Source organism: Noviherbaspirillum album (assembly GCF_035916955.1).
GTDB lineage: Bacteria > Pseudomonadota > Gammaproteobacteria > Burkholderiales > Burkholderiaceae_D > Noviherbaspirillum > Noviherbaspirillum album.
Window position 1 is genome coordinate 1 of the sequence record NZ_JAWIIV010000049.1, and the last position, 22082, is coordinate 22082.

Here is a 22082-nt window from a genome sequence, read left to right on the forward strand (position 1 = left end):
GGTCATTACGTCGGTCATGGAACATCCCTTTCGGTATTATTTCATGACCCCGCTTTACACAAAAAATCTGACAGGCTCCTATTTTGCGCCAGGCACGCGATCAAGCTTTGTAATTCTGTCCTCTGGTTTCAGTGTACTCGCCCAGCGAAGATACGACGCTTCATCAACTCATAGTCTTCTGGGGTGATTGAGCCTTCCTGCAATAACCGATTGAGGTCTCCCATCTGGCCGGTACGGGGATACAACTCTTCAACGCTACTGGCCCGGCCAATGCGCCTGGCCGCCAGAGTGCCGATCCCAACGAATACCACTACGGCCAAGATTACCCATCCCAGTACGCTCATCCTGTTCTCCCCGATGGCCCGTCATCGTGAGGCCTGTTTCAGAGCGTAACGTGTTCTTGGCAGAAGGTTAAGCAATTACGGCACAATGCAGCATCCTTGCCACACCTGTCAGGCATGCAAGGCCAATTGTCGTCATGTCCATGCGCCCTCTTCCGGCCAATCGCCGATGTCGCCAGACAGACGTCGAGTGATATACGTCATCCCGGGATCCGCTTCGACCCTCGCCTTACATTGCGGGCACTCGATGAAACCACGGTCAATGCCGTCGCCAGTGGATGCACTGGACCGTTCCATCACGAAGACATAACCACACTGACTAGCGGCACACTTTTCCAGATGCACAGACATGGGCACTCCGCGACTCAGGAATCCAAAGACGTAGAGAGTAGTCCATTTGCGGCAATGCGCAACTAGTGTCTCGCAGAGTAAAACGTGGTCTCATCGTTCATCTACAATTGTGATCATAAATATAAGGTATTCGTCAGCTTGAAGGAATCATCACAAGGCCAGATGACCAGGTCTGTGTCTCTTTGCCCGACTATCCAACAAACACTTTGCTGACGAGACCCCTTATGAACAGCCCTAGCCGGTTTCCGAGGCTGACACCGACATGGAGCCATAGTAGGCTCAAGCTGCCGCCTTGACTTGCATTTTTATTCATTTGCGGTACATTCGCCGTTTCTAACGTAGTGGTGTATCGCCATGGCTTCTTTCTCGTCGGGCAACCTTCGTATCGTTGAGCAGAAGGCAACGTCTTCTTTGTCCAATGCCCAGAAAACCTTCAACAGGCTGAGCAAGAAGATTGCCAAACAGCGCGAGCAATTAGGCGCGTGGAAAACGACCGTCCCGCTCTATCAGGAAAAGTATGTACGGGAGTTCGATCCGCTCCTGCAAAGCTTTGACGAGCACCGTGTCGAACTCGTGCACATCTTTGATCGCCTCTATGCCGATAAGATATTCAGCAAGACCGACAGAACCAAGCTGCAACACCTTATTTGCGCAATGGCTGCCGATCTACTCGATTCCGGCGATCACGAGGAATTGAAGGAGATCTACAACCGGTACAGTGGTTCGGATTACGACGCCGAAGAAGAACAGGACAACCAAGAGATCAGGTCCATGATGGAAAGCATGCTGGGCGTCGAGCTGGGCGACGACATTGACATGCGCACCCCCGACGAGGTGTTTGACCATGTCAGCAAACAGCTATACGAAAAACTGTATCAGGATGTGCCGGATATGGAGCATCAAGCCCCTTCGCATAGCAGCCGAAAGAAATCGGCCAAAGTATCTGCGAGGGAAGCGCGGTTACAAGCCGAAGCGCAACAGGTCAGCCAGTCCATACGGGAAGTGTTTCGGAAATTGGCCAGCACACTGCATCCGGACAAGGAGCCGGACCCGAAAGAACGGGCGCGCAAAACTGAGCTGATGCAAAGGGCCAATAGCGCGTACAGCAACAACGATTTGCTCTCGCTATTGGAGCTGCAACTGGAGATCGAGCAAATCGACCAGGCTGCGGTCAACTCCATCTCCGAAGACCGATTGAAGCACTACAATAAAGTGCTCAAGGAGCAGTCTGCGGAACTGCAGCAGGAGCTGGACATGGTAGAGATGTCTTTCCGGGCGCACTTTGATTTCTCGCCCTATGGAGCGTTGTCGCCGACCATGGCATTCACCATGTTGGAAAGAGACATCGCGCAGATTCGCCAAGATATTGCGGGCTTGAAGGATGACGTGGAATTGCTCCAGGACCCGAAGAATCTGAAAAAATGGCTCAAGGCTTACAAGATCGTTCGAAGGCCGGTATTTGAACTGGATCCTTTTTTCGGGATGCCGTAATTACCAAGTTATAGCCGATGGTATTCGGAGTCCACATTCTTGGTGACAGCTGTTTAAGCTAGGAACGAACGTTATAGGCCTTTGGATAGTTCGGCCACGACTTCATATTTTCAATTCAACCCCGTGCCAAGCATCCGGACGTCCTGTGGCACTGCGGGGAAAACTTAGTTGATGATGTGTCGCAGGGACTGTCCGGGTCGATCTGCCGCCGCGTAGCTGCCACACATGTCGGCATCGCCATCACTGTATGGCTAAGACGCTTGCCCCCTGCGTCAAGATAGTTGTCGCCTCCAATAACTGGAGTTCTATAAACTCTGGGGGTGACGAGGAACGCAATGACGCACTACACGAAAGAGAAGAAGGAACACGCGCTGACGTTGATGAGCGCGCCGCAGAACAAGCCAGTGCCTGAGGTTTCGCAGCTCACCGGCATCCCGGAAGCGACGCTGTACTTGTGGCGCAAACAGGCCCGTAGCGCTGGTCGCGCCGTCCCTGGGGACGGGCAAAACCCGGAAGACTGGAGCGCGGCTGACAAGTTTGCTGTGGTGCTGGAAACAGCGCCGTTGGGCGAGGCGGAGCTGGCCGAGTATTGCCGGCAAAAGGGCTTGTTTGTGGAACAGGTACGCCGCTGGCGCTCGGAAGCGCAAATGGCCCTGGGCCAGGTGCCCAATGGCAAGGCCGAGCGCGCCCAGGACAAGAAGCGCATTCGTGAACTGGAGAAGGATCTACGCCGCAAGGAGAAGGCGCTGGCTGAGGCGGCAGCCTTGCTGGTGCTGTCGCGAAAGTACGAGGCGCTGCGGACCGACGACGAGGACGCATGACTGCGTTACCGCAGCGCCAGCAACTCGTGGCCGACATCCTGCAAGCCCAACGGGCCGGTGCATGCCTGGCGAGCGCCTGCGAAGAGCTGGGCATTTCGTTACGCACGTTCGAGCGCTGGCAACAGGCAGGACAGGTGCAAGCCGATGCCCGACCACATGCCGAACGACCGGAACCGTGTCACAAGCTGACGCCTGAAGAACGCCAGCACATCCTGACGTTGTGCCATGAACCCCGCTTTGCCGACCTGCCACCGGCACAGATCGTGCCGCAACTGGCCGATGAGGGCGTTTATGTGGCCTCGGAGTCGTCGTTTTACCGGGTATTGCGGCAGGCCAGACAGCAGCACCATCGCGGCCGTAGCAAGGCGCCGGTACCGTCGCAGCCAGTGCGCCATGTGGCCACCGGCCCTGGACAAGTGTGGTCGTGGGATGTGACTTACTTGCCAAGCCGGGTGCGCGGTCAGTTCTTCTACCTGTATGCCGTGCTGGACCTGTACAGCCGCAAGCTCGTTGCCTGGGAAGTGCATGAACGGGAAAACGGTGAAGAAGCGGCTGATCTGATTGAACGTGCCTGCTGGCGTGAGCAGCGTCGCACTCAACCGTTGATCCTACATGCCGACAACGGTGCGGCGCAGACGTCGTATACGCTCAGGACAAAGCTGCAGGCACTGGGCATCACACCGTCACACAGCCGTCCTGGTGTCTCGGATGACAATGCTCATATCGAGTCGTGGTTCCGGACCTGCAAGTATGCGCCTGGCTATCCGCCGGGTGGCTTTGAAACGCTCGCCGCTGCGCGTGAGTGGGTGCTGCGGTTTGTAACCTGGTACAACGGCAGCCACCGGCATAGCGGGATTGCTTACGTAACGCCTGAGCAACGTCACAACGGTACGGCTGAGCCCTTGCTAGTCCAGCGTCGTGCTGTCTACGAGGCAGCCCGTCAACGGCATCCGTTGCGATGGAAGCGGCATCCGCGCCCCTGGCAGGCTCCGGATCATGTATGGCTCAATCCGCCGCCTGCGACGACGTTGAAGGCGGCAGCTTGATTTATGCGACAACTACCTTGACACGCACCGCTTGAACGTTTGGATAATCCCGTCTCGAAAATTTAGTACGTCGATCCAACGTGATTCACCGGAGTTCCCGCCTTTGCGCAGCTGTACCTTCAGATGACTTAGCACGACGCCCTTGCCGGAGTCAGTCAGGAAGTCGAGTACACACCGTTCGCTGGGTACAAGGTGATTGTGCCTTTTGGAGCAGACACCTCTCCCATGTCCATGGGATTCTTTGGATTTCAGAAAAATGATTTAATGCCGCTTCCATTACGGAGGCGCGTGTGCGGAAAGAACCCAAGATAATAATTTTCCTAGGATTGCTTACCCTTCCGATGGCGGTTTTGGCGCTTGAACTTCAGGCCACTGCGTCAGGGGTAGTCGCAGGGTTCGTCGGCGCGATCAGCATAGGGCTAGGCATTGCGGAACAAATGCTTGGTGGCGAATAGATACGCCGTTTTGAGCATAGCTGTTTATCGTCATGACCGCGTACGTCGTGGGTGCTATCAGCGATGGCGCTACTGGAGCACAAGGCAATCACTGGGCTGGGGCAATTGTAGAGGTGGAGACCGGACTGCGCTTACCGGCAATGGTCGCGAAACAGTGACATTGTCTTGCTTCTATATAGGGAACTGAGCGGGTCCTTATGCCCGAGCCGGTCAAACGCGATCGACGTCTCTCGTTCTGTCATTTCTCCGTAACTTTTTCCGCATACCATGGTGCCCCTCAGGAAGGACGACAAGGCAGATCTTGGCAGACGGAAGACGTGGAAGAACATCGCTTATCTATGCCGCCTTGTCAGCCCTTCCCTTTCCCCATGAATCCTCCGCAATAATGGCATACACCCAACCATGAACCTGGCTGCAACACTCATCATCTGCTTTGGACTTGCTCTGCTAATTACCGGTGTGGGTGCGCTAAGATTTGGAGCTTGTATGCAAGGAACTGTGGCGATGATAGTTGCGCTCTTGACTATCCTGACCGGCGTTGGCCAGCAAATTCGCGAACGGCAAGACGAATGAACAATGAGAAAAGGGTCTGGCGGCGTTTCGACGACCAGCCGGAGTGGGCTTCCAAGTACCCAATCGCGTAAGCCCTCCTCCTGTGGAAGGCGTTTTCCTTTGCAACGTCATCTTCTCGTAACGTTCTCCGAGTACTATGGCGTCACTCTGGCTTTTCCGAGTGAGCAGACCTCAAAGGAAAACGCCGTTTGCACCCGAGCTGGGGGTTCCGAAACATTCCAGCAACAATTTCCTTCGTAGATGCGAAAGGGGTTTCCCATCTACTTCCTAAGCCGGCTTTTCCTTTCGGCCATAATGTCGAAATTCGGGTTGGCAATGCGCCCTTCCAGCGCGCAAATTTTAATTACGGATTCTTCTTGTTTATTTCCAGCCATCAGCGTTTTGCCGATTAACTTCTGGACAGTCTTCGTCACCTAGAGTGATCGTTCAACGCCCGGGGCGACTACGCACGCAAGAACAGGTACCAGATGGGTGTTAGGCAGTTTTTCCCGCTCCCTCTTCTTCAGCAGAAGCCTCAAGCTATGTATAAAGGGAGTAAAGCGCCTTAGTACGCGCTTGGTAGTTCGACATCGAGAAATTTGGTGTCACCTGTGCACCAGCCAAGCAGCAATCTTGGACCTTCGGTGCCCGGTACCTCTAGCAGATCCTGTGAGATATTCGTACAGTCAAGCGCTGCACAAAAGCTATCGAAGTCGTTACGCCACCTAGAAACGGGGCTGAACGAGTGAATCAACATCACGGCGACTGAGGCATGAAAGGCCCGAGCAGTCAAAAGAGCTGATACCGACCTATGCAAAAGTTGGTAGCGAATTTCTTCCGAAAAGCCGCTTTGACGGCCTAACTCTTTCTCAAGATAGGCGATGCGATCGAGTTGACCTTGACTTGCTCCGGCCTTCTTTTCTTTCAGCGTAGGTCCGAACGGCTCATCAACCTTTGCCTCAACGCCAAGAACTACAAGCCCATGGCGATTCCGTGCTATTGCAAGAACATCTGTTTGGGAGACGGTGTCCCCGCCGGGCAGCTTTACTTCCCATTCTGGCATCGCAACGAGTAGTTCAAGTGCAACTAGGGCTGGGTCTGCGGAAGACTCAAGTAATGCCGTGACTTCAGATGGGAGCAGTGGTTCGCTCTCTTCCCAGCACGCTGCGGCAGACATGGCAGAGCGGCCTCTCTTCCAGTGAAGTCGCGGCTTCCCCAATAGCCTTTGCCAATCTGTACCCGTTGTTGTTGGTACGAAGATACGCTTCAATATACGCCTCCACGATTTAAGCTGTTGTTAGCCGCACGATAGTGGCTGCTTTCTCAAAACTCACGCCTTGCATTCGACAAGCATAGAATTTGGGCTGATAAGTGGCATCGAGGTGGCGGACCCCGAAAATGACCCGCCCGCCGGATTCCATGAGCCCCCAACGGATCCTGTTCCATACTGGCCAAGATATTGAGATCCACGGCTATTGAGGACGATGTATCCTTTGGGACATACCTCTCCTGCCTTTTCCAAGCACGCGTCAGCCACAGCTGCTCCGCAACGAATAGCGTGGGCAGGTGTTCCGTTCGGGCCCACGATCTGTTTAGACGTGGCACAGCCTGCTAAGAGCACAATACCGAGAAGCCCGAAGATAACTTTCATAGGTTTGATTGTGGTCGAGTCAATAGGAGGTACACGTAGGATACGAGACTCAGATGGATTTCCCATTGGGCAAGATCAGAACTTATACTAATCCCAATTCATAACACACCGCCGTAGACGCCGAGATTGACCCAAGTACGACGATATACGAGCCTAGAATTTTGCGGATAAGGATGATGCTGTGGAAAATCAACGGTTGCATCACTCCAGACCGGTACCGTTCTGGGTGACGCCTGTACTGTGTTTGCACTGACACTGAAGGTTGACCACTCAGGCAACCCTGTTTGACGGGAGCCTGGAATTTCGGGATACCGATCCACTCTGCCCGCGCAAGAATTTTAAATTCGGCTGCTTCTTCTTTATTCCGGCCATCGGCGTTAGACCGAAGAATTTCCGGAGGGCGCGACCGAGGCTGTGTGAAAACGATAAATAGTGTTTGTCCAAGCACTATTAGTCGGACTGCCCTCATGCACGACTACTACATATCATATTTTCTAATCAGCAGGACTACGTTTTCACACAGCCTCGGCCCTTACCGGACGTTTATAGTTACCGAAGGCAGTCATCCGGTATGTGTAGCAGCGCTTGAATCATCTACTACTCAAGGAGTCGTACTTGAAATCGTCGAAGACGGTCACGCTATCGGCTTTGGTCCAGACCCCGACTTTACCCGCCCCGTAGATGTGGTTGTCCGTGGTATCGATATACGTCTTGCCATCCAGCGAAACTTGAATGCTCTGATTTTTGTAGCTGACCCGTAAGGTGTGCCAGGCATCGAGCGTGACCGGCGCATCGACGTATTGAATTGTCTTGCGAACCCCATTGACGGTGTAATACAGCGACACGTTACGCTCAAGCGCGTTGGCGCGCGCCACATAATAATTTCTTCCATCCTTCCATCGCCAGACCAAGCCGCCTGCCTGATCATCCTTTCCGGCAACGGGTTTGAACTTGACCTCCACGGCGCCGCTTTCGGCGACCGAGTCGCTGCGTACGCACCAGAGGAACGGCGCTACGCCGCCTTGCTTCAAAACATTCGGTGGTGAAGGAGCGGAGCGATCTTCTGTCACCGCCCAGAGAGGATGACCAGCGCCGGTCGTTCCACAGTGCCAACCGCTCGGCGGTTGGCCGGCAACGTCAGAGTCAAAGTTGATGGTGTCAGAAAACGCCATTGGCGCCGCGGTGAAAATACACGCGCCTAAGAGTAGAGTCCTCATTTCAACCTCACATGCAAAGCTGGCCGGTCTCAACTTGTTCCAGGTGGCCAATTGTGTGTCTCCGCCTGGCATTGCTCACACCAGGCATACAGTGCGTCGTACATGACCATGCCGTGCTTGAGCATTTCATGGTCATCAACGAACATAGCGGACAGGCCGAGCGATATCGCGAATAGGCCGGCCGACTGTGGGGTCAGATCCAGTTTTGATGTGTCGGCGCCGCGGACAATGGCCGCAAGCTGCTGGAGCGCCGCCGCTTTCAAGTCGTATTTTTGGAGGAAGGCGTCGAAGCTGCATTGCTCGCCGACATGGGACATCTCCACGCCGGGAATGTCATAGGGGATCGCACTGCTTTGCTGGGCGACCGTCAGCACCTCACTGGCCGGCACGTAAAGAAATTCCGGGTCCTTATCGATGAATCGTGTAATGAGCCATGGGCAGGCAATACGGTCAATCTTTGGACGTTCGCGAGTCACCCATTTCATGTTCGCTCCTCAGCCTTTCAGCAACGGGTACAAAACCAAACCAAGGACCGCAGCAGCAGCAATGATGACCGGCTCCTGCAGTTTCTTGAATTTCCAAAGTAGCGCGATTGTCGCTAATGCAATCAGCGCGGTCGGGATGTCAACGATCGAGCGTTTTGCAATCACAATGACGGAGCCGGCAATCGCGCCGATGGCTGCTGCAGTAATGCCGTCGACAAAGGCGACCACACCTGGCAGTTTTCCGTACTTCTTGAAGTACGGCGCTGGAATCACCGTAAACAGGTAGCACGGAATAAAGGTGGCGAGCGCCGCGACCGTGGCGCCCGGCAGCTCGGCAATCAGATATCCGATGAAGCCAACGGTGATCACGACAGGTCCAGGAGTAATCATGGCGACCGCAACGGCGTCAACGAATTGTTTTTCGGTGAGCCATTGGTGTTCGGTCACTGTGCCGCCATAGAGGAAAGGCACGATGGCCAGTCCCGAACCAAATACGAAGGCGCCGGCCTTGGCAAAGAACAGTCCGATCTGGGTCAGGAGCGACAGGTCCAGTGAACCGAACAGGCTTCCAGCAATAGGCACCTGCGTCAGCGCGGCTGCATTCAGGCTACCTTTTCCCAGCCACTTCGGCGGCGCGCGCAGTAACCAGACCAATACGCCTGCTGCAATGAACAACCACGCGATTTCCGATTCGGTAATGACGGTCACGACGGCAAGCAGCAGGTAGATTGCCCACAACAGTTTGTCCTTGCCGACGCTCTTTTCGGTGAGCTTTTTTGCGCTCATGGTAATGATGCCAATCACGGCCGCGCCGACACCGTAGAACACTGCCTGCATCCAGGATATGCCGCCAAAGCGGACGTATGCCCACCCCAGGGCAACGACCATCAGAAAAGAGGGAATGACGAACGCGAAACCGGCCAGCGTTGCGCCTAGAATACGGTAATGGACATAGCCGAGATAGATGCCCAGCTGTGCCGCAAGTGGCCCTGGTGCCAGTTGGGAAAGCGCCAGTCCCTCCTTATAGTCGGCTTCGGTGATCCACTTGCGTTCCTCGACCAGATCGCGATGCATATAGCCCACCAGGGCGACGGGACCGCCGAACCCGAATGTCCCTAGGCGCAGCATGTACAACACCATCTGCCAAAGGGTATAGATTGGTTTATCTTCAGAACCGCTCATTTCGTCTTGTCTTTGTTGTAGTGGGTATAGAGGGAATCGAGCACGCCACCGATGTCGGCCAGCAGTGCATCATCGTTATTCAGACGTGCACGTGCACCGGTCAAAATGGCTTCGAAGCCAGCGGCCTCCGGCGGGATGACGCCGCCAACATCGAGTGCGTGGACGAGTGCTGCGAGCTTCTCCATGCCAGGCGTCATTTCGATATTGAAACTAGCGAGCAGCACCTCGAACGTGACCTTGTCGTTCACATGCGTGAATGCCGCATCGTCGAAATCGAAACCGAGGGCTTCCTTCGGGCATTGTGCTGGGCTGTCGAGCCATAGGAACCTGGCATCGGCGTCAATGAACCTGCGGATCAGCCAGGCGCTTGCAACGCGGTCAACCCAAAGATTGCGGCGCGTCGCCCAGGTACGCCCTTGGTAATCAGCGGGAGACAGGTGCGGAATTGGTCGTTCCTGCGCATGAGGCTCACCGGGCGACAACAAGGCATTCACAGCCTCTTCAAAGTCCGCCCACGCCGCTTCCGCATCAAGCGAGGCCTGATTTGGAAAGAAATCAATGCGCACGAGTGCGTCGCGCTCCTTGCGCAGGCGCTTGAGGGCTTTCGCGATTTCAGCCGGTGTTTGAGACGGTAGTGCTTTCCGTGCCTGCGTGAGACTGGCGTTCATTTCCGCGTACTCGGAAGACCGGTCAAAAAGTGCCTGAAACGCTGCATTGTCGGCAGCCGAACGTGGCACAAGATCCACTACCCATGCCTGTCCGCCTTCGCTGTTGGTTTGCGCCGCCAAGTCCGCCAGAGCCTCTGCGTGGCTCTCGCGTTCAACAAGAAGGTAAGCGCCGTCACGCAACGCAACACAGCCGAGCGCCTTGATGCCGCGCCAAAGGCGCATGCGTGCAGTCGCACTGGACGTAGGAAGCGAGGCAATCAGCAGCAGCCATGGGTGGTTTTCATGGTTCATGTCACGTATTCTACATTTTGTCATAACTATTACAAGACCAATCTTTGGGCTTAGCGGGTCCAAGAGTAACCAGCGGATTGTTCCTTGATGCATGGAAAGCAACCGGAATCTGTCTTTGCCCAGCGCCATTCAGACGCCAACCATGTGCGTCGTCGACTACACTCCCGGGCTTGCAACGAATGGAGAGTGCCTATGCACGGCGGCGTCTTTTATGCTTTGATGGCGGCGGTTCTTTTTGGCGCCAGTACGCCATTTGCCAAGACCCTCGTCGGACAGGTCGCACCCGTCACCTTGGCCGGGTTGCTGTACCTCGGCAGCGGCATTGGTCTGCTGACCTGGTTTGTCCTTCGAAAAGTTGTTATGCGGAACAGCCAGCAATCCGATATCGCGCCCCTGACTAGGCCGGACTTGCCATGGCTGGCCGGCGCCATCCTTGCCGGCGGCATCGCCGGACCATTGCTATTGATGCTGGGCCTGACGCTGACGCCAGCGTCTTCCGCTTCGCTTCTGCTCAACATGGAAGGCGTGCTCACCGCGCTGTTGGCATGGTTCGTCTTCAAGGAAAATTTCGATAAGCGGATCTTCGCCGGCATGGTGCTTATCGTGGTCGCAGGCGTCCTCCTGTCCTGGAATGAGCGTCCCGCGCTTGGGGTGCCGTGGGGAGCGATCGCAATCATTGGCGCGTGCCTCTGCTGGGCCATTGATAACAACCTGACCAGGAAGGTGTCCGCGAGCGACGCGGTGCAGACCGCTGGCATCAAGGGCCTGGTCGCCGGTTCCGTCAATCTGGGACTGGCTCTCATCCTTGGCTACGAACTGCCGGAAACCCGAACCGCGCTGATCGCGGGTATCGTGGGATTGTCCGGTTATGGCCTGAGCCTGGTGATGTTCGTGCTCGCACTTCGCCACCTCGGCACGGCCAGAACGGGTGCTTACTTTTCCGCCGCGCCTTTTGTCGGGGCGGCGCTGTCTCTGATCATGCTGGGCGAGTCGCCGGGACTGGTGTTCTGGATCGCGGCCGCCTTGATGGGCGCGGGGATCTGGCTGCATCTGACGGAATCGCACGAGCATGAGCATACCCATGAGCCGATGGACCATACGCACGCACATCGGCATGATGAACACCACCAACACAAGCATGATTTTGACTGGGACGGGACCGAACCCCACGTTCACCCGCACCCGCATGGCGTACTTCGGCATTCGCACAAGCATTACCCGGATATCCACCATCGGCACCAGCACTGAATACCAGGGCGCCAGTGACCAATGGCCCAAAGAACATGGTCAGATGGTTACGTGTAAATACGCAACTCTGGATACGCATGAAATGCTTGGTTTACTTGTTATAATCCGCCCACTTGTTTGCCTTTCATTCCACCGTGCGCCGCATTGTCTGCATTTTCCTGCTGATGTTGTTGCCCTTGCATAGCTTCGCCGTGCAGGGTGGCTGGCTGTCGGCGGGACAGGCCTATGATCTCGCGCATGAGGCCGAGCATCTGGAAGGCACCAGGCACCACCATGGCGACGACGGTACAGTGCATTACGACGATTCCGGTGAGTCGACGAAGCACTTTTCCGAGCACTCCGCATCGCAACCAGCATTCGGCTTGCCGACGCTCTCTCTGCCGCAGTTGACGTTTGAATCGGCCACAGCGGCACCGACTCGACTCACGCAATACATTCCAGACCCCATACCAGAGCGGCTGCAACGACCGCCTTCCGCCCTCGGCTGACATGCCGAGGGTACTTCTGCACATTCCTTGACCATTCCTGCGTCTTTCTGCGCGGCATAACGCCCGTGGAGTGCGATTGCCTTCGGCCAGTTTTCCTGGACACCGAATGGAGAAGGCATGCGTGCTTGTGATTGGATTTACCGTAGTTGTTTGTTTTCCGCCATGGCGCTGGCTGCGCCCATGGCCTTTGCTCAAGACGGGTCTCCCGGCTTGAAAGCAGCCGTTGATGCGGCTTGGCAGCGTTCGCCCCAAGCCCGCACCCTGGAGGCCAGGCGCGATGAAACGCTGGCTGGCCGGGAAGCGGCGCAATCCTGGATTGCCGGCTCGCCGACACTTGGGTTGGCACAGCGCAGTGACCGCTGGACCGACCAGAACGGCGGCCGGGAAACCGAGGTTTCGGTCGCGGCGCCGATTTGGCTGCCGGGTCAAAAGGCGGCGCGGGAATCCCTCGCACAAAGCAGCTCGGACGATCTGGAGGCGCAGATCGCCGCGACCCGACTGGCACTGGCTGGCGAGGTGCGTGAACGCCTCTGGGCCGTTGCTGCTGCCCACGAAGCGCTATCTGAAACCGAGCACCATCAACACCATCTGGAAGCCATCGCCGAGGAAGTGCTGCGCCGAGTGAAGGCGGGGGACTTGGCGCGTACCGACGGCATGCTCGCCCAGCAAGAAGTGTTGGCTGCCCGCGGCGCGGTCGCCGCTGCGCAGGCAAAGCTGCAGGAAGCCTTGGGACGCTACCGCGTGTTGACCGGTCAGCCGTCTATCCCGGTGCTGGAAGTCGAGCCGATTGCTGGCAACATGGCGGAGCCCCATCCGCGTCTCGCAGCGGTACGGACCGCTTTGCAGCGATCCCAAGCGTCTTTGAACGTGGTCAATCGCACGCGCAGCGACCCACCCACCGTGGGCCTATCCATGCGGCGCGAGCAAGGTAACTTTGCAGGCCCGGCTAGCCGCAGTGTCGGCATTGCAGTACAGATTCCGTTTGGGACCGCCGCACGCAATCGCCCATTGGAAACTGCCGCCCGCACCCAGATCGAGACGGCGACGGCAGAAGCGGCGCAGGCCGAAGTCATGTTGAAGGCAGATGTTGATCTCGCCCGTGAGCAGCTGGACGCGGCCAGGCGCTCCCTGGAAGCCGCTTCATCGCGTGCTTCGCTCACCCGGCAACATACCGAACTCATCGAAAAGGCATTCAAGGCAGGCGAGCGCGGCCTGGCTGACTTGCTGCGCTCGCAAGCGTTGTCTCATGAAGCCGAGGTCGCGGAACGCCAGCAAAAGGTTGCGCTGGGCCTTGCGCATGCACGTCTGAATCAAGCATTAGGAATCCTCCCATGAAACTCATCTCTATTCTTTTCTTGTATTTTGCGCTGGGCTCGGCTGCCATTGCCGCGCCGGGCGCCCATGGACCCAATGGGGAGCACCTCGATGCTCCGGGTGGTCACGCGCACACCGATGCAGGGCCTCGCGTCGAAACCTTTACCGAGACGTTCGAGCTGGTCGGACATCTGCAGGGTGATGAACTGTCCATCCTGATTGACCGCTATGCAACCAATGAGCCCGTACTGAACGGCAAACTAGAAGTCGAACTGAATGGGCTGAAGGCGCCGGCCAGGTTCCATGCCGACCATGGCGACTACGCGGTTGACGATACCAAGTTCCTCGAAGCACTGGCCAAGCCCGGCAAGCACTCACTGGTATTTACTCTTGCCGCTGGCGAGGAAACCGACCTTCTCGAAGGAACGATGGAGGTCAAGGCTGAGGATGCCGGCCATGGCCACTCGCACGAGGGCGAGCATGGCGACTCCCATGGTCACGCATATTCGCTGAAGACGTGGCTCATCGGCGGAATTCTCCTTTCCATTCTGTTGGTCGCGATGGTCATTCCCATGCTGCGCCGTAAATCCCGTTCAGGACAATGACCATGCGTACGAAACTCACTCACCTTCTGCTTGTTTTGCTGTCGGCCGCCGTACTCTCGTCGGCATCGATTGCAGCGCCGGGCGCACACGGCCCGAATGGCGAACACCTGGATGCTCCCGGTGGCGCATCGGCTTCCGGACTGGCACGTCTGCCAGACGGCAGCGTCAACGTGCCCAAACAGGCGCAACGCCGGATGTCTATCCGAACCCTGATGGCGGAGGAGGCCGAGCATCCACTGACCGTGGAGCTCAATGGCCGCGTCGGCATCGACCCGAACGCCGGCGGTCGCGTCCAGGCGCCATTTGCCGGGCGTATCGAGCCGGGTCCGAAGGGTCTTCCGGTGGCGGGACAGCGCGTCGAGAAAGGACAGATCCTGGTGCATGTGCGTCCCACAGCGGGCGCAATCGAGCGTGGCAACCAGCAGGCGCAACTGGTGGAAATCCAGTCAAACCGGCGCTTGGCGGAACAACGGGTGAAGCGACTCGAATCCCTTGAGGGAACAGTCCCGCAAAAGGAGATCGAAGCCGCGCGCGCCGAGCTGGCCAGCCTTACCGGCCGTGAACGCGCGGTCTCGCGCAGCGTCGCAGGCAACGAAGCGATTACCTCGCCGGCTTCCGGCATCGTTGCCACGGCAAATGTGCTGAACGGCCAGGTTGTCGAGACGCGTGACGTGTTATTGGAGATTGTCGATCCGAACCGCATGATCGTGGAAGCAGTGACCACCGATGTTTCCCTCGCCGGGCGCATCATGAACGCCTCGCTTGCAGGATCCGAGGGGGTCGAACTGACCTATCTGGGCGGCGCGCGCAGCCTGCGCGACGGCGCACTGCCTGTCACGTTCCGCGCCAATGCCAAGAACGTCCCGCTGGCGGTTGGCCAGCCGGTGACCGTGGTCGCCAAGCTGACCGACAAGGTCAAGGGCATTGCGCTGCCTGCCGAGGCGGTGGTGCGCAACCAGAACAACGAATCGATCGTATGGATCAAGTCCGGCAGCGAGCGTTTCATTGCCCAGCCGGTCGAGTTCAAGCCGCTCGACGCCAAAACGGTTGTGGTGGTCAAGGGCCTCAGTCCTGAAAACCGGGTGGTGGTATCCGGCACAGCATTGATCAACCAAATCAGGTAGGAACGAGTGCATGTTTAATTGGATAGTTCGTTTCAGCCTGGCCAACAGGATCTTTATCCTGGCAGCCGCTGCGCTGCTCGTGGTCTACGGCACCCTGATGGTGACCCGTACCCCGGTGGACGTATTCCCGGACTTGAACAAGCCGCTGGTCACCGTGCTGACGGAGGCCGGCGGCATGGCGCCGGAAGAAGTCGAGCAACTGGTGTCGTTTCCCATCGAAACATCATTGAACGGGATGCCGGGCGTGACGCGGGTGCGCTCGGTCTCCGGCGTCGGCTTGTCGATCGTCTATGCCGAGTTCGACTGGGGCACCGATATCTATCGCAATCGGCAACTGGTTTCCGAGCGCCTGACTCTGGTCAAGGAACAGCTGCCGGGCAATATCACGCCCATCATGGGACCGGTATCGTCGATCATGGGCGAAATCATGTTGATTGCGCTACCCATCGATGTCACGAAGGCCAACCCAATGCAGGCGCGCGAGTACGCCGATTTCGTGCTCCGGCCACGCCTGTTGTCCATCCCAGGCGTCTCCCAGGTCATTCCGATCGGCGGAGAGGTCCGGCAGTTGCGCGTTGAGCCCGATACCGCCCGCATGGCCCAGTTCAATGTGACCCTCGACCAGGTTGAAGCATCGGTAAAGGGGTTTGCCGCCAATACCAGCGGCGGATTCATCGATCTCAACAGTCGCGAATATCTGATCCGCAACCTCGGGCGCACGAACCGGCTGGATGACGTCAAAGGGCTTGCAGTGGCCTACCGCGGCGGGGCTCCGGTGCTGCTGGAACAGGTGGCGTCGGTCCGGTATGCGCCTGCGTTCAAACGGGGTGACGCCGGCATGAATGGCAAGCCGGCAGTGATTGTCAGTGTCCAGAAGCAACCGGCCGCAGACACCGTGAAGCTGACGCGGGAAATCGAAAATGCGCTGGGCGAGCTCAAGCAAGGCCTGCCGGCGGGCTTGTCGGCTCCCGAGGTATTGTTCCGCCAGGCTGACTTCATTGAAGCGTCGATCAACAATGTCGTCGAAGCACTGCGGGATGGCGCGATCCTGGTCGCCATCATCCTGTTCGCGTTCCTGCTCAACTTCCGCACAACGGCAATATCGTTGATTGCCATTCCGCTTTCGCTGGCCGTGACGGCAGTGGCATTCCATCTGCTGGGGCAGTCGATCAACGTGATGACATTGGGCGGCCTTGCCATTGCCATCGGCGAGCTGGTCGATGACGCGGTGGTCGACGTGGAAAACATCCTGAGGCGATTGAAACAACGACGCAGCGATGACAATGGGCCTTCGGTACTGGAAATCATCTGGCAGGCGTCGGTCGAGGTGCGCTCCGGCATCGTCTACGCGACGATCATCGTCGTACTGGTATTCGTGCCGCTGTTTGCCCTTCCCGGCATCGAGGGGCGCCTGTTTGCACCGCTCGGGATTGCCTACATTGTCTCGATCCTGGCGTCGATGCTGGTGTCGATGACGGTCACGCCGGTCCTGTCTTACTTCCTGCTGCCCAACATGAAGCAGCTTGCGCATGGCGACAGTCCACTGGTGCGGCGTCTCAAGGCATGGGATACCCGTGCGCTGGAATGGTCATTCCCGCGCGCGAAAGGGATCCTTGCCATTGCCGGGATCGCAGTCATCGTGGCGGCGACGAGCGTGCCGTTCTTCCCGCGTGCATTTTTGCCGCCGTTCAACGAGGGGTCCCTAGTGATGGGCATGACATTCACGCCCGGAACGTCGCTTGCGGAAGCCAACCGCATGGGGGCATTGGCGGAAACGCTGATACGGGAAGTGCCTGAAGTGACCAAGGTTGGCCGTCGGACGGGACGTGCCGAGCTGGATGAGCACGCTGAAGGTGTGCATTCGGCTGAAATCGACGTCGACTTGAAACGGTCGGATCGGGACCGCGAAGCAATCATGGCTGATATTCGCTCCCGCCTTGCCGTGATCCCAGGATCGATTGCGATCGGCCAGCCGATCTCCCATCGTCTTGACCATTTGCTGTCAGGTGTCCGTGCCCAGATTGCCCTGAAAATCTATGGTGACGACATCGATACGTTGCGCGGACTGGCTGAAGGGCTTCGTGGACGCTTGGCGAATGTGCCAGGGCTGGTCGACTTGTCGGTGGAGCGGCAGGTACTGATCCCGCAAATCAAGGTGCGGGTGGACTACCGAAAAGCCGCGCAGTACGGACTGACGCCGGGCCAGATCCTGACATCACTGCAGACGCTGTCCGAGGGAGCGCGGGCGACCCAGGTCGTTGACGGCCCGCGCCGCTTTGACCTGATGGTGCGACTTCCTGACCAGAGCCGCTCGCCACAGGATCTGTCGAGGACCATGCTGGACAGCCCGGCCGGCCGGATACCATTGTCAGCAGTCGCGACGGTGGAAGAAGGCGACGGGCCCAACCAGATCGGTCGTGAAAACGGTCGCAGGCGCATTGTGGTGTATGCCAATACGGATGGTTCGGACATGTCGCGCGTCATTGCCGATGTGCGCAAGGCGATCGCGGCAACACCGCTTCCCGGCAGTTACTTCGTCAGCATCGAAGGCCAGTTCCAGGCACAGGAACAAGCAACGAGGTTGATCGTCGGCTTGTCCCTGATTTCACTGGCGATGATTTTCCTGGTGCTGTACTCCCGCTACAAATCCAGCATCCTAGTCTTGGTTATCATGGGAAACATTCCGTTCGCGCTGATTGGAAGCGTGATTGCGATGTGGATTGCAGGGGTGTCGCTGTCAGTCGCCTCGATGGTCGGGTTCATTACGCTGGCGGGTATCGCCACGCGTAACGGCATCCTGAAGGTCAGTCACTACATCAACCTGTGCAAATTCGAGGGTGAGACGTTCGGTCACGCGATGATTATCCGCGGCTCCCTGGAAAGGCTCACGCCGGTGTTGATGACGGCACTGGTCGCGGCTTTTGCGCTCGTGCCGCTGCTGCTGGCAGCCGATGCACCCGGCAAGGAAATCCTGCATCCGGTTGCGGTCGTCATCTTTGGCGGTCTGGTCAGTTCGACGATTCTCGACTCGCTGCTGACGCCGCTGATCTTCTGGCTGGTGGGCCGTAAACCGCTCGAGGCGATCGTCGCCGGCGAAACGAAGGAAGCGTATTGAAAACGGGCTTTTGCAGCGGCGCCCATCTCGAGCCGCTGCACCTATGGAGAAAGCGATGAAAAAACAAATGGCCTTCGTGGCAATGACAATAGCACTCTCGGGCAATGTGCTCGCGCATGGCGACAAGCCCAAGCATGGCGGTGTTGTGAGTACTGCAAACGACATGAGCTTTGAGCTGGTCAACAAGGATGGCAAGGCGACCGTCTATGTGAATGACCATGGCAAGCCGGTCGATACAGCGGGTGCAACCGGCAAATTGACCGTCCTGAACGGGACCGAGAAAACGGAAGTGGCGCTTGAGCCCGCAGGCGGCAATACCTTGGCAACCAAGGACGATGCAAAACTGGCGAAGGGAAGCAAAGCTATCGCGGCGATTACCTTCGCCGACAAGAAAGCAGTGAACGCGCGCTTCTCGGTCAAGTAACCGCCGGTGCGGTTGTAATGTGAAAAACTGCGTCAAGCGAGTGAAAAAGCGCAGCGCCGGCCTCGATGGCCGCAACCTAGAGTTGCTATGAAGAGAATCTCGCCTGCGACGGCCGCCTTCGGGTGGCCGTTGTCTTTATCAGCCGGATGTCTCAGTGGCGCACACTCAGATGCCGTGAACTTAACGAAGAAAAATATCCCCCGAAGAGACAAAAGGCAGGGAAATACTGCGTGCGCAGCTGTCGCTAACTATATTTGACTGCTAACTTCCAAGCAGTGGGACGATGACTCGAAAGGCAGCTTATGGCCGACCTTTGCCCGGTGTGGACTTTCAACAAATGACAGCTTCCGCGCGTATGTTCGACATGCAATTTCGATCAGGCAGGAGCTGCTGATGTCAAATGTCGCATAATGTTAAAAGATTTCCTAGAAGAAACACTACTGCCTAAACTATACGGACCCACGGAATAGAAACAAACGCGAGCGGCGGGGGTGAGGGTCGTAAGCGGTCAGGAGCCGCACTTCAGAAGAGTCGGGATACAGACGCAGGGAGTGCAGCAGTTATGTATTGACCCACTGAAAACCTGCGCAGGTGATAATCAAGAAAGGGAATCACATGAGCATGACGATGGAAGAAGAATTCAAGCGGTGGACCGCCAAGCGTAAAGCGGCGCTGGTCACTGAAATCATTCAGGGAAAAACCAGCGTGGCTGAAGCCAGTTGAGCATTCGACATCCCGCTTTCAGAGGTCGAAGAGTGGGTTGACGAAGAACACAAAGGCCTGGAGAACGCCTTGCGCGCAAAGCCGCTGGGCACCAATGCAGCGGCCAACACCTTACGCTTACGACGAAAGTACACTTACCCCAACAAAAAAGGAAACGATTACCGACATAACCGCGGAAGAAATCCACAACGTAGGCGTCACGTACAGGCGCCGCGTTTTCCGGACTGACCGGCCAATATTGGAGCCGATCAGTCTGTGGTTATAAAGTGCATGGCGCTCTTCAGGCCGCCATAGGCCAGTCGTCGATTTGAGTAATGATCTCTCCGAACTGCGCCTTCCATTCGGTGTGGCCACCGACTAGCGCGGTACAATCAAAATCGAAGATCTGTTCGCTCTTGTAGTGGATACCCTCGTAACCTACAGGACTGCTTAGGCCTGCGTTCGCAACCCTGTACAGGTATCGCAGTACGTCGTCTTTTTCCGAGTAGCAGTTGAAGATGCGGCCCTTGACCGCGCGCTCTGCGTTGGCCCAGTCCGTAGCGTCCTTTTTTCCGCCGCCCACCGCACCGCCGAGCAGGTACGCGTTGTCCACGCGACGTACGTTCTTTGTCGCTAGCAGCAGCAACGCGTAATGGATCACGCGAACGCCGAGGGAATGTCCGACCAGAGTGAAGCGCGAGCCTTTCGTGCGTGCGATAGCGTCTGCCAGCATCACTCCGGTCATCTGCGCTTTCACCATCGCGGTGTGCCATGGATTGCCCACCAGATCAGGCAGGTTCGTCACCGCTGCGACTGGCCCCGCTGCGCCTTTGACTACCCTGGCCGCGCTAGTAGCCATCTTGAAGGCCGTGAATGCGGTTCTCGTACGCACTTTACCGTCGATCCAGTTGTTGAGCCTGCGCAGGTTGCACGCTTCCCAATCCAATTGATACCAGGTGTGGCGCGGGAAATGCTCCTGCAGATGATCCGTCCACTCTTCCACGTCATCCTGTCCTTCGGAAAGCAGGCCGTTGACGAAGATTACCGCGTTCCTGCTGCCCTTCTTGACTTTACGGATATCGAAATGCTCGACTTTGCCGAAATAGCCATTGCTGATGACGCCGCTTTTGTAGCCGCCCAACGCGCCGCCGACCGCTGCCAGTACGGCCGACCCCGCCGCCATGCTACCGCCACCAACGGCCGCTAGCGAGGCACTAGTGAGCGCCGCGCCCGAGAGTGTACTGATTGTCGTACCCGTCCCTGCTGCACCCAGCACCCCAAGCCCGCCGAGCGCCGTCGCCACCCCGGGCGCAGCCATCATGCCCACCGGCCCCAGAATTGCCGCTCCAGCGACTACACCGACGCCGATTTTCCCGACGCGAAGCATGTCGGTGGAATCCCGTTCGAAAATAGTTTCGAAGTCCTCAATATCGTCGAGTTGAAGCTCAAGGTTACGGAACGAGGCGATTGTGCCGTCATGCTCTGCGCACAGGTTGTCATCCCAGTGGGTTCCTGCTCGTGTCATGTGGCTGCATCCAAGGGTTATGCACTGCAACGTACTGGTGTTGCAATGCTCGCAAACATATACATTGCGGCGCATGAGATTGCGCTGTGCTAGCTCGTGGGTGCCCTGCCTGTAACACCAAGAGCAATAACGTGAGTAAAGATCGCTCATTCTTCCTCTTCCAGTTTATCTGCGGATGTACGATGCACCGTATCTGCATGCGATCAGATTCTGCCGGAAGAAATGCATCAGAGCAACAAAATTGCGTTTATGTCAAACTTGCCATGGGCAATTACATCGCTTAATAAAGATTTCTAGTGTACTAGCCAGCTCTGCAAAATTGTCAAGCTCATGCTCCCAACATTGGATATTGGTTATCCAACGTGCTTCAAACCTCATCTGATTACTGGATGTTCCGCGTCCACAGTAATGAAACGCCCACTGAGGTTCACATAGAATGCACTTTCATCTGGTCTTTGATCCGCGGTCCAGCTGTTCACTGGCACCATCCCATGACGCTTCGCTGAGAGACCGTTCGTCGACCACAACTGCGCCAACTTAATTTGCACCCATGCTGGCTGCACAGTAGCGGGTCGAGAATATGACTTCCATCGCATGGAAATCACCATCCGGCAAGGCAAGCAGTGCCCGCACCGGTTGGACCGCCGCAACAGCATGATGCTGCCCGATGTAGTAGAGAGAAAGATCTAGCCGCTTTGACGCAATCAGGCTGATATTGGATCTTCCCGTCTGCTCACGAATCGACCGACCCACATAATGGCACGGTCCGCTGTCTTCACCTGTAAAGCCAGACAATACAACACGCGGTGAAGAGAGCAGTCGTGCACTGACACTGAAAGTCAACAGCCTATGTAGCCCCGTTTGACAGAAGGTTTATTCCGGATAGTTACGACCACCCGCTTCGGGTTGGTGTGTTAAATCCCATGTTAATGGTAGGTCTGAAGTACATTATGAAAATATAATGTTGTCCAGATTGGTTCGGCGCT

Annotated in this window: 17 protein-coding genes and 2 pseudogenes; 11 read left to right on the forward strand and 8 right to left on the reverse strand. The window is 57.0% G+C overall.

Annotated features, from left to right (window positions below; genetic code table 11):
• From RY831_RS29530 to RY831_RS29545, 3 genes and pseudogenes are all read left to right on the forward strand, one after another.
• Positions 1–187 (forward strand): hypothetical protein (locus tag RY831_RS29530; protein ID WP_326509917.1); only part of this gene is annotated, 187 nt, incomplete at its 5' end.
• An 859-nt stretch (positions 188–1046) separates the two neighbouring features.
• Entirely contained in the window at positions 1047–2183 is a 1137-nt protein-coding gene (locus tag RY831_RS29535) for a J domain-containing protein (protein ID WP_326509918.1), read from the forward strand.
• Between the two features lie 335 nt (positions 2184–2518).
• Positions 2519–4050 (forward strand): annotated as a pseudogene (locus tag RY831_RS29545) (IS3 family transposase).
• Positions 4051–5338: 1288 nt separating this feature from the next.
• Here the strand turns inward: RY831_RS29545 and RY831_RS29550 are convergent.
• The 6 genes from RY831_RS29550 to RY831_RS29575 all read right to left on the reverse strand — a co-directional run bounded on the left by RY831_RS29550 (position 5339) and on the right by RY831_RS29575 (position 10551).
• Positions 5339–5491, reverse strand: coding sequence for a hypothetical protein (locus RY831_RS29550; protein WP_326509921.1), 153 nt, complete (start codon positions 5489–5491; stop codon positions 5339–5341).
• A 131-nt stretch (positions 5492–5622) separates the two neighbouring features.
• Positions 5623–6327, reverse strand: a complete 705-nt coding sequence (locus RY831_RS29555; RefSeq protein ID WP_437126339.1) for a DUF6946 family protein — start codon at positions 6325–6327, stop codon at positions 5623–5625.
• Positions 6328–7298: 971 nt separating this feature from the next.
• Positions 7299–7880, reverse strand: coding sequence for a hypothetical protein (locus RY831_RS29560; RefSeq protein WP_326509923.1), 582 nt, complete (start codon positions 7878–7880; stop codon positions 7299–7301).
• 74 nt (positions 7881–7954) lie between these two features.
• Positions 7955–8410 carry a chromate resistance protein ChrB domain-containing protein gene (locus tag RY831_RS29565; protein WP_326509924.1) on the reverse strand — a complete coding sequence of 152 codons (456 nt, stop codon included), beginning with the start codon at positions 8408–8410 and terminating at the stop codon, positions 7955–7957.
• Between the two features lie 9 nt (positions 8411–8419).
• Positions 8420–9592: a chromate transporter gene (locus tag RY831_RS29570; RefSeq protein ID WP_326509925.1), complete on the reverse strand. Its 1173-nt coding sequence runs from the start codon at positions 9590–9592 to the stop codon at positions 8420–8422.
• Positions 9589–10551: a chromate resistance protein ChrB domain-containing protein gene (locus RY831_RS29575; RefSeq protein ID WP_326509926.1), complete on the reverse strand. Its 963-nt coding sequence runs from the start codon at positions 10549–10551 to the stop codon at positions 9589–9591. The genes RY831_RS29570 and RY831_RS29575 overlap by 4 nt, the downstream gene beginning before the upstream one ends.
• A gap of 192 nt (positions 10552–10743) precedes the next feature.
• Between RY831_RS29575 and RY831_RS29580 the strand changes: the two genes are divergently transcribed.
• The 8 genes and pseudogenes from RY831_RS29580 to RY831_RS29615 all read left to right on the forward strand — a co-directional run bounded on the left by RY831_RS29580 (position 10744) and on the right by RY831_RS29615 (position 19820).
• Positions 10744–11799 carry a DMT family transporter gene (locus tag RY831_RS29580; protein ID WP_326509927.1) on the forward strand — a complete coding sequence of 352 codons (1056 nt, stop codon included), beginning with the start codon at positions 10744–10746 and terminating at the stop codon, positions 11797–11799.
• 113 nt (positions 11800–11912) lie between these two features.
• On the forward strand, positions 11913–12287 hold the full coding sequence (locus RY831_RS29585) for a hypothetical protein (protein ID WP_326509928.1): 375 nt from the start codon (positions 11913–11915) through the stop codon (positions 12285–12287).
• Between the two features lie 180 nt (positions 12288–12467).
• Positions 12468–13622: a TolC family protein gene (locus RY831_RS29590; RefSeq protein ID WP_326509929.1), complete on the forward strand. Its 1155-nt coding sequence runs from the start codon at positions 12468–12470 to the stop codon at positions 13620–13622.
• Entirely contained in the window at positions 13619–14206 is a 588-nt protein-coding gene (locus tag RY831_RS29595; RefSeq protein ID WP_326509930.1) for a hypothetical protein, read from the forward strand. Before RY831_RS29590 ends, RY831_RS29595 begins: the two co-directional genes overlap by 4 nt.
• A gap of 2 nt (positions 14207–14208) precedes the next feature.
• Complete coding sequence (locus tag RY831_RS29600) at positions 14209–15330, forward strand: efflux RND transporter periplasmic adaptor subunit (protein WP_326509931.1); 1122 nt, start codon at positions 14209–14211, stop codon at positions 15328–15330.
• Positions 15331–15340: 10 nt separating this feature from the next.
• A complete protein-coding gene (locus RY831_RS29605) occupies positions 15341–18445 on the forward strand; it encodes an efflux RND transporter permease subunit (protein ID WP_326509932.1) in 3105 nt (1034 codons plus the stop codon).
• Positions 18446–18488: 43 nt separating this feature from the next.
• Positions 18489–18869, forward strand: a complete 381-nt coding sequence (locus RY831_RS29610; protein ID WP_326509933.1) for a hypothetical protein — start codon at positions 18489–18491, stop codon at positions 18867–18869.
• A gap of 615 nt (positions 18870–19484) precedes the next feature.
• A pseudogene (locus tag RY831_RS29615) lies at positions 19485–19820 on the forward strand (DUF1153 domain-containing protein).
• Positions 19821–19872: 52 nt separating this feature from the next.
• Here RY831_RS29615 and RY831_RS29620 read toward each other — a convergent pair.
• On the reverse strand, positions 19873–21096 hold the full coding sequence (locus RY831_RS29620; RefSeq protein WP_326509934.1) for a DUF726 domain-containing protein: 1224 nt from the start codon (positions 21094–21096) through the stop codon (positions 19873–19875).
• 537 nt (positions 21097–21633) lie between these two features.
• A complete protein-coding gene (locus RY831_RS29625) occupies positions 21634–21939 on the reverse strand; it encodes a hypothetical protein (protein ID WP_326509935.1) in 306 nt (101 codons plus the stop codon).
• Positions 21940–22082: the final 143 nt, after the last annotated feature.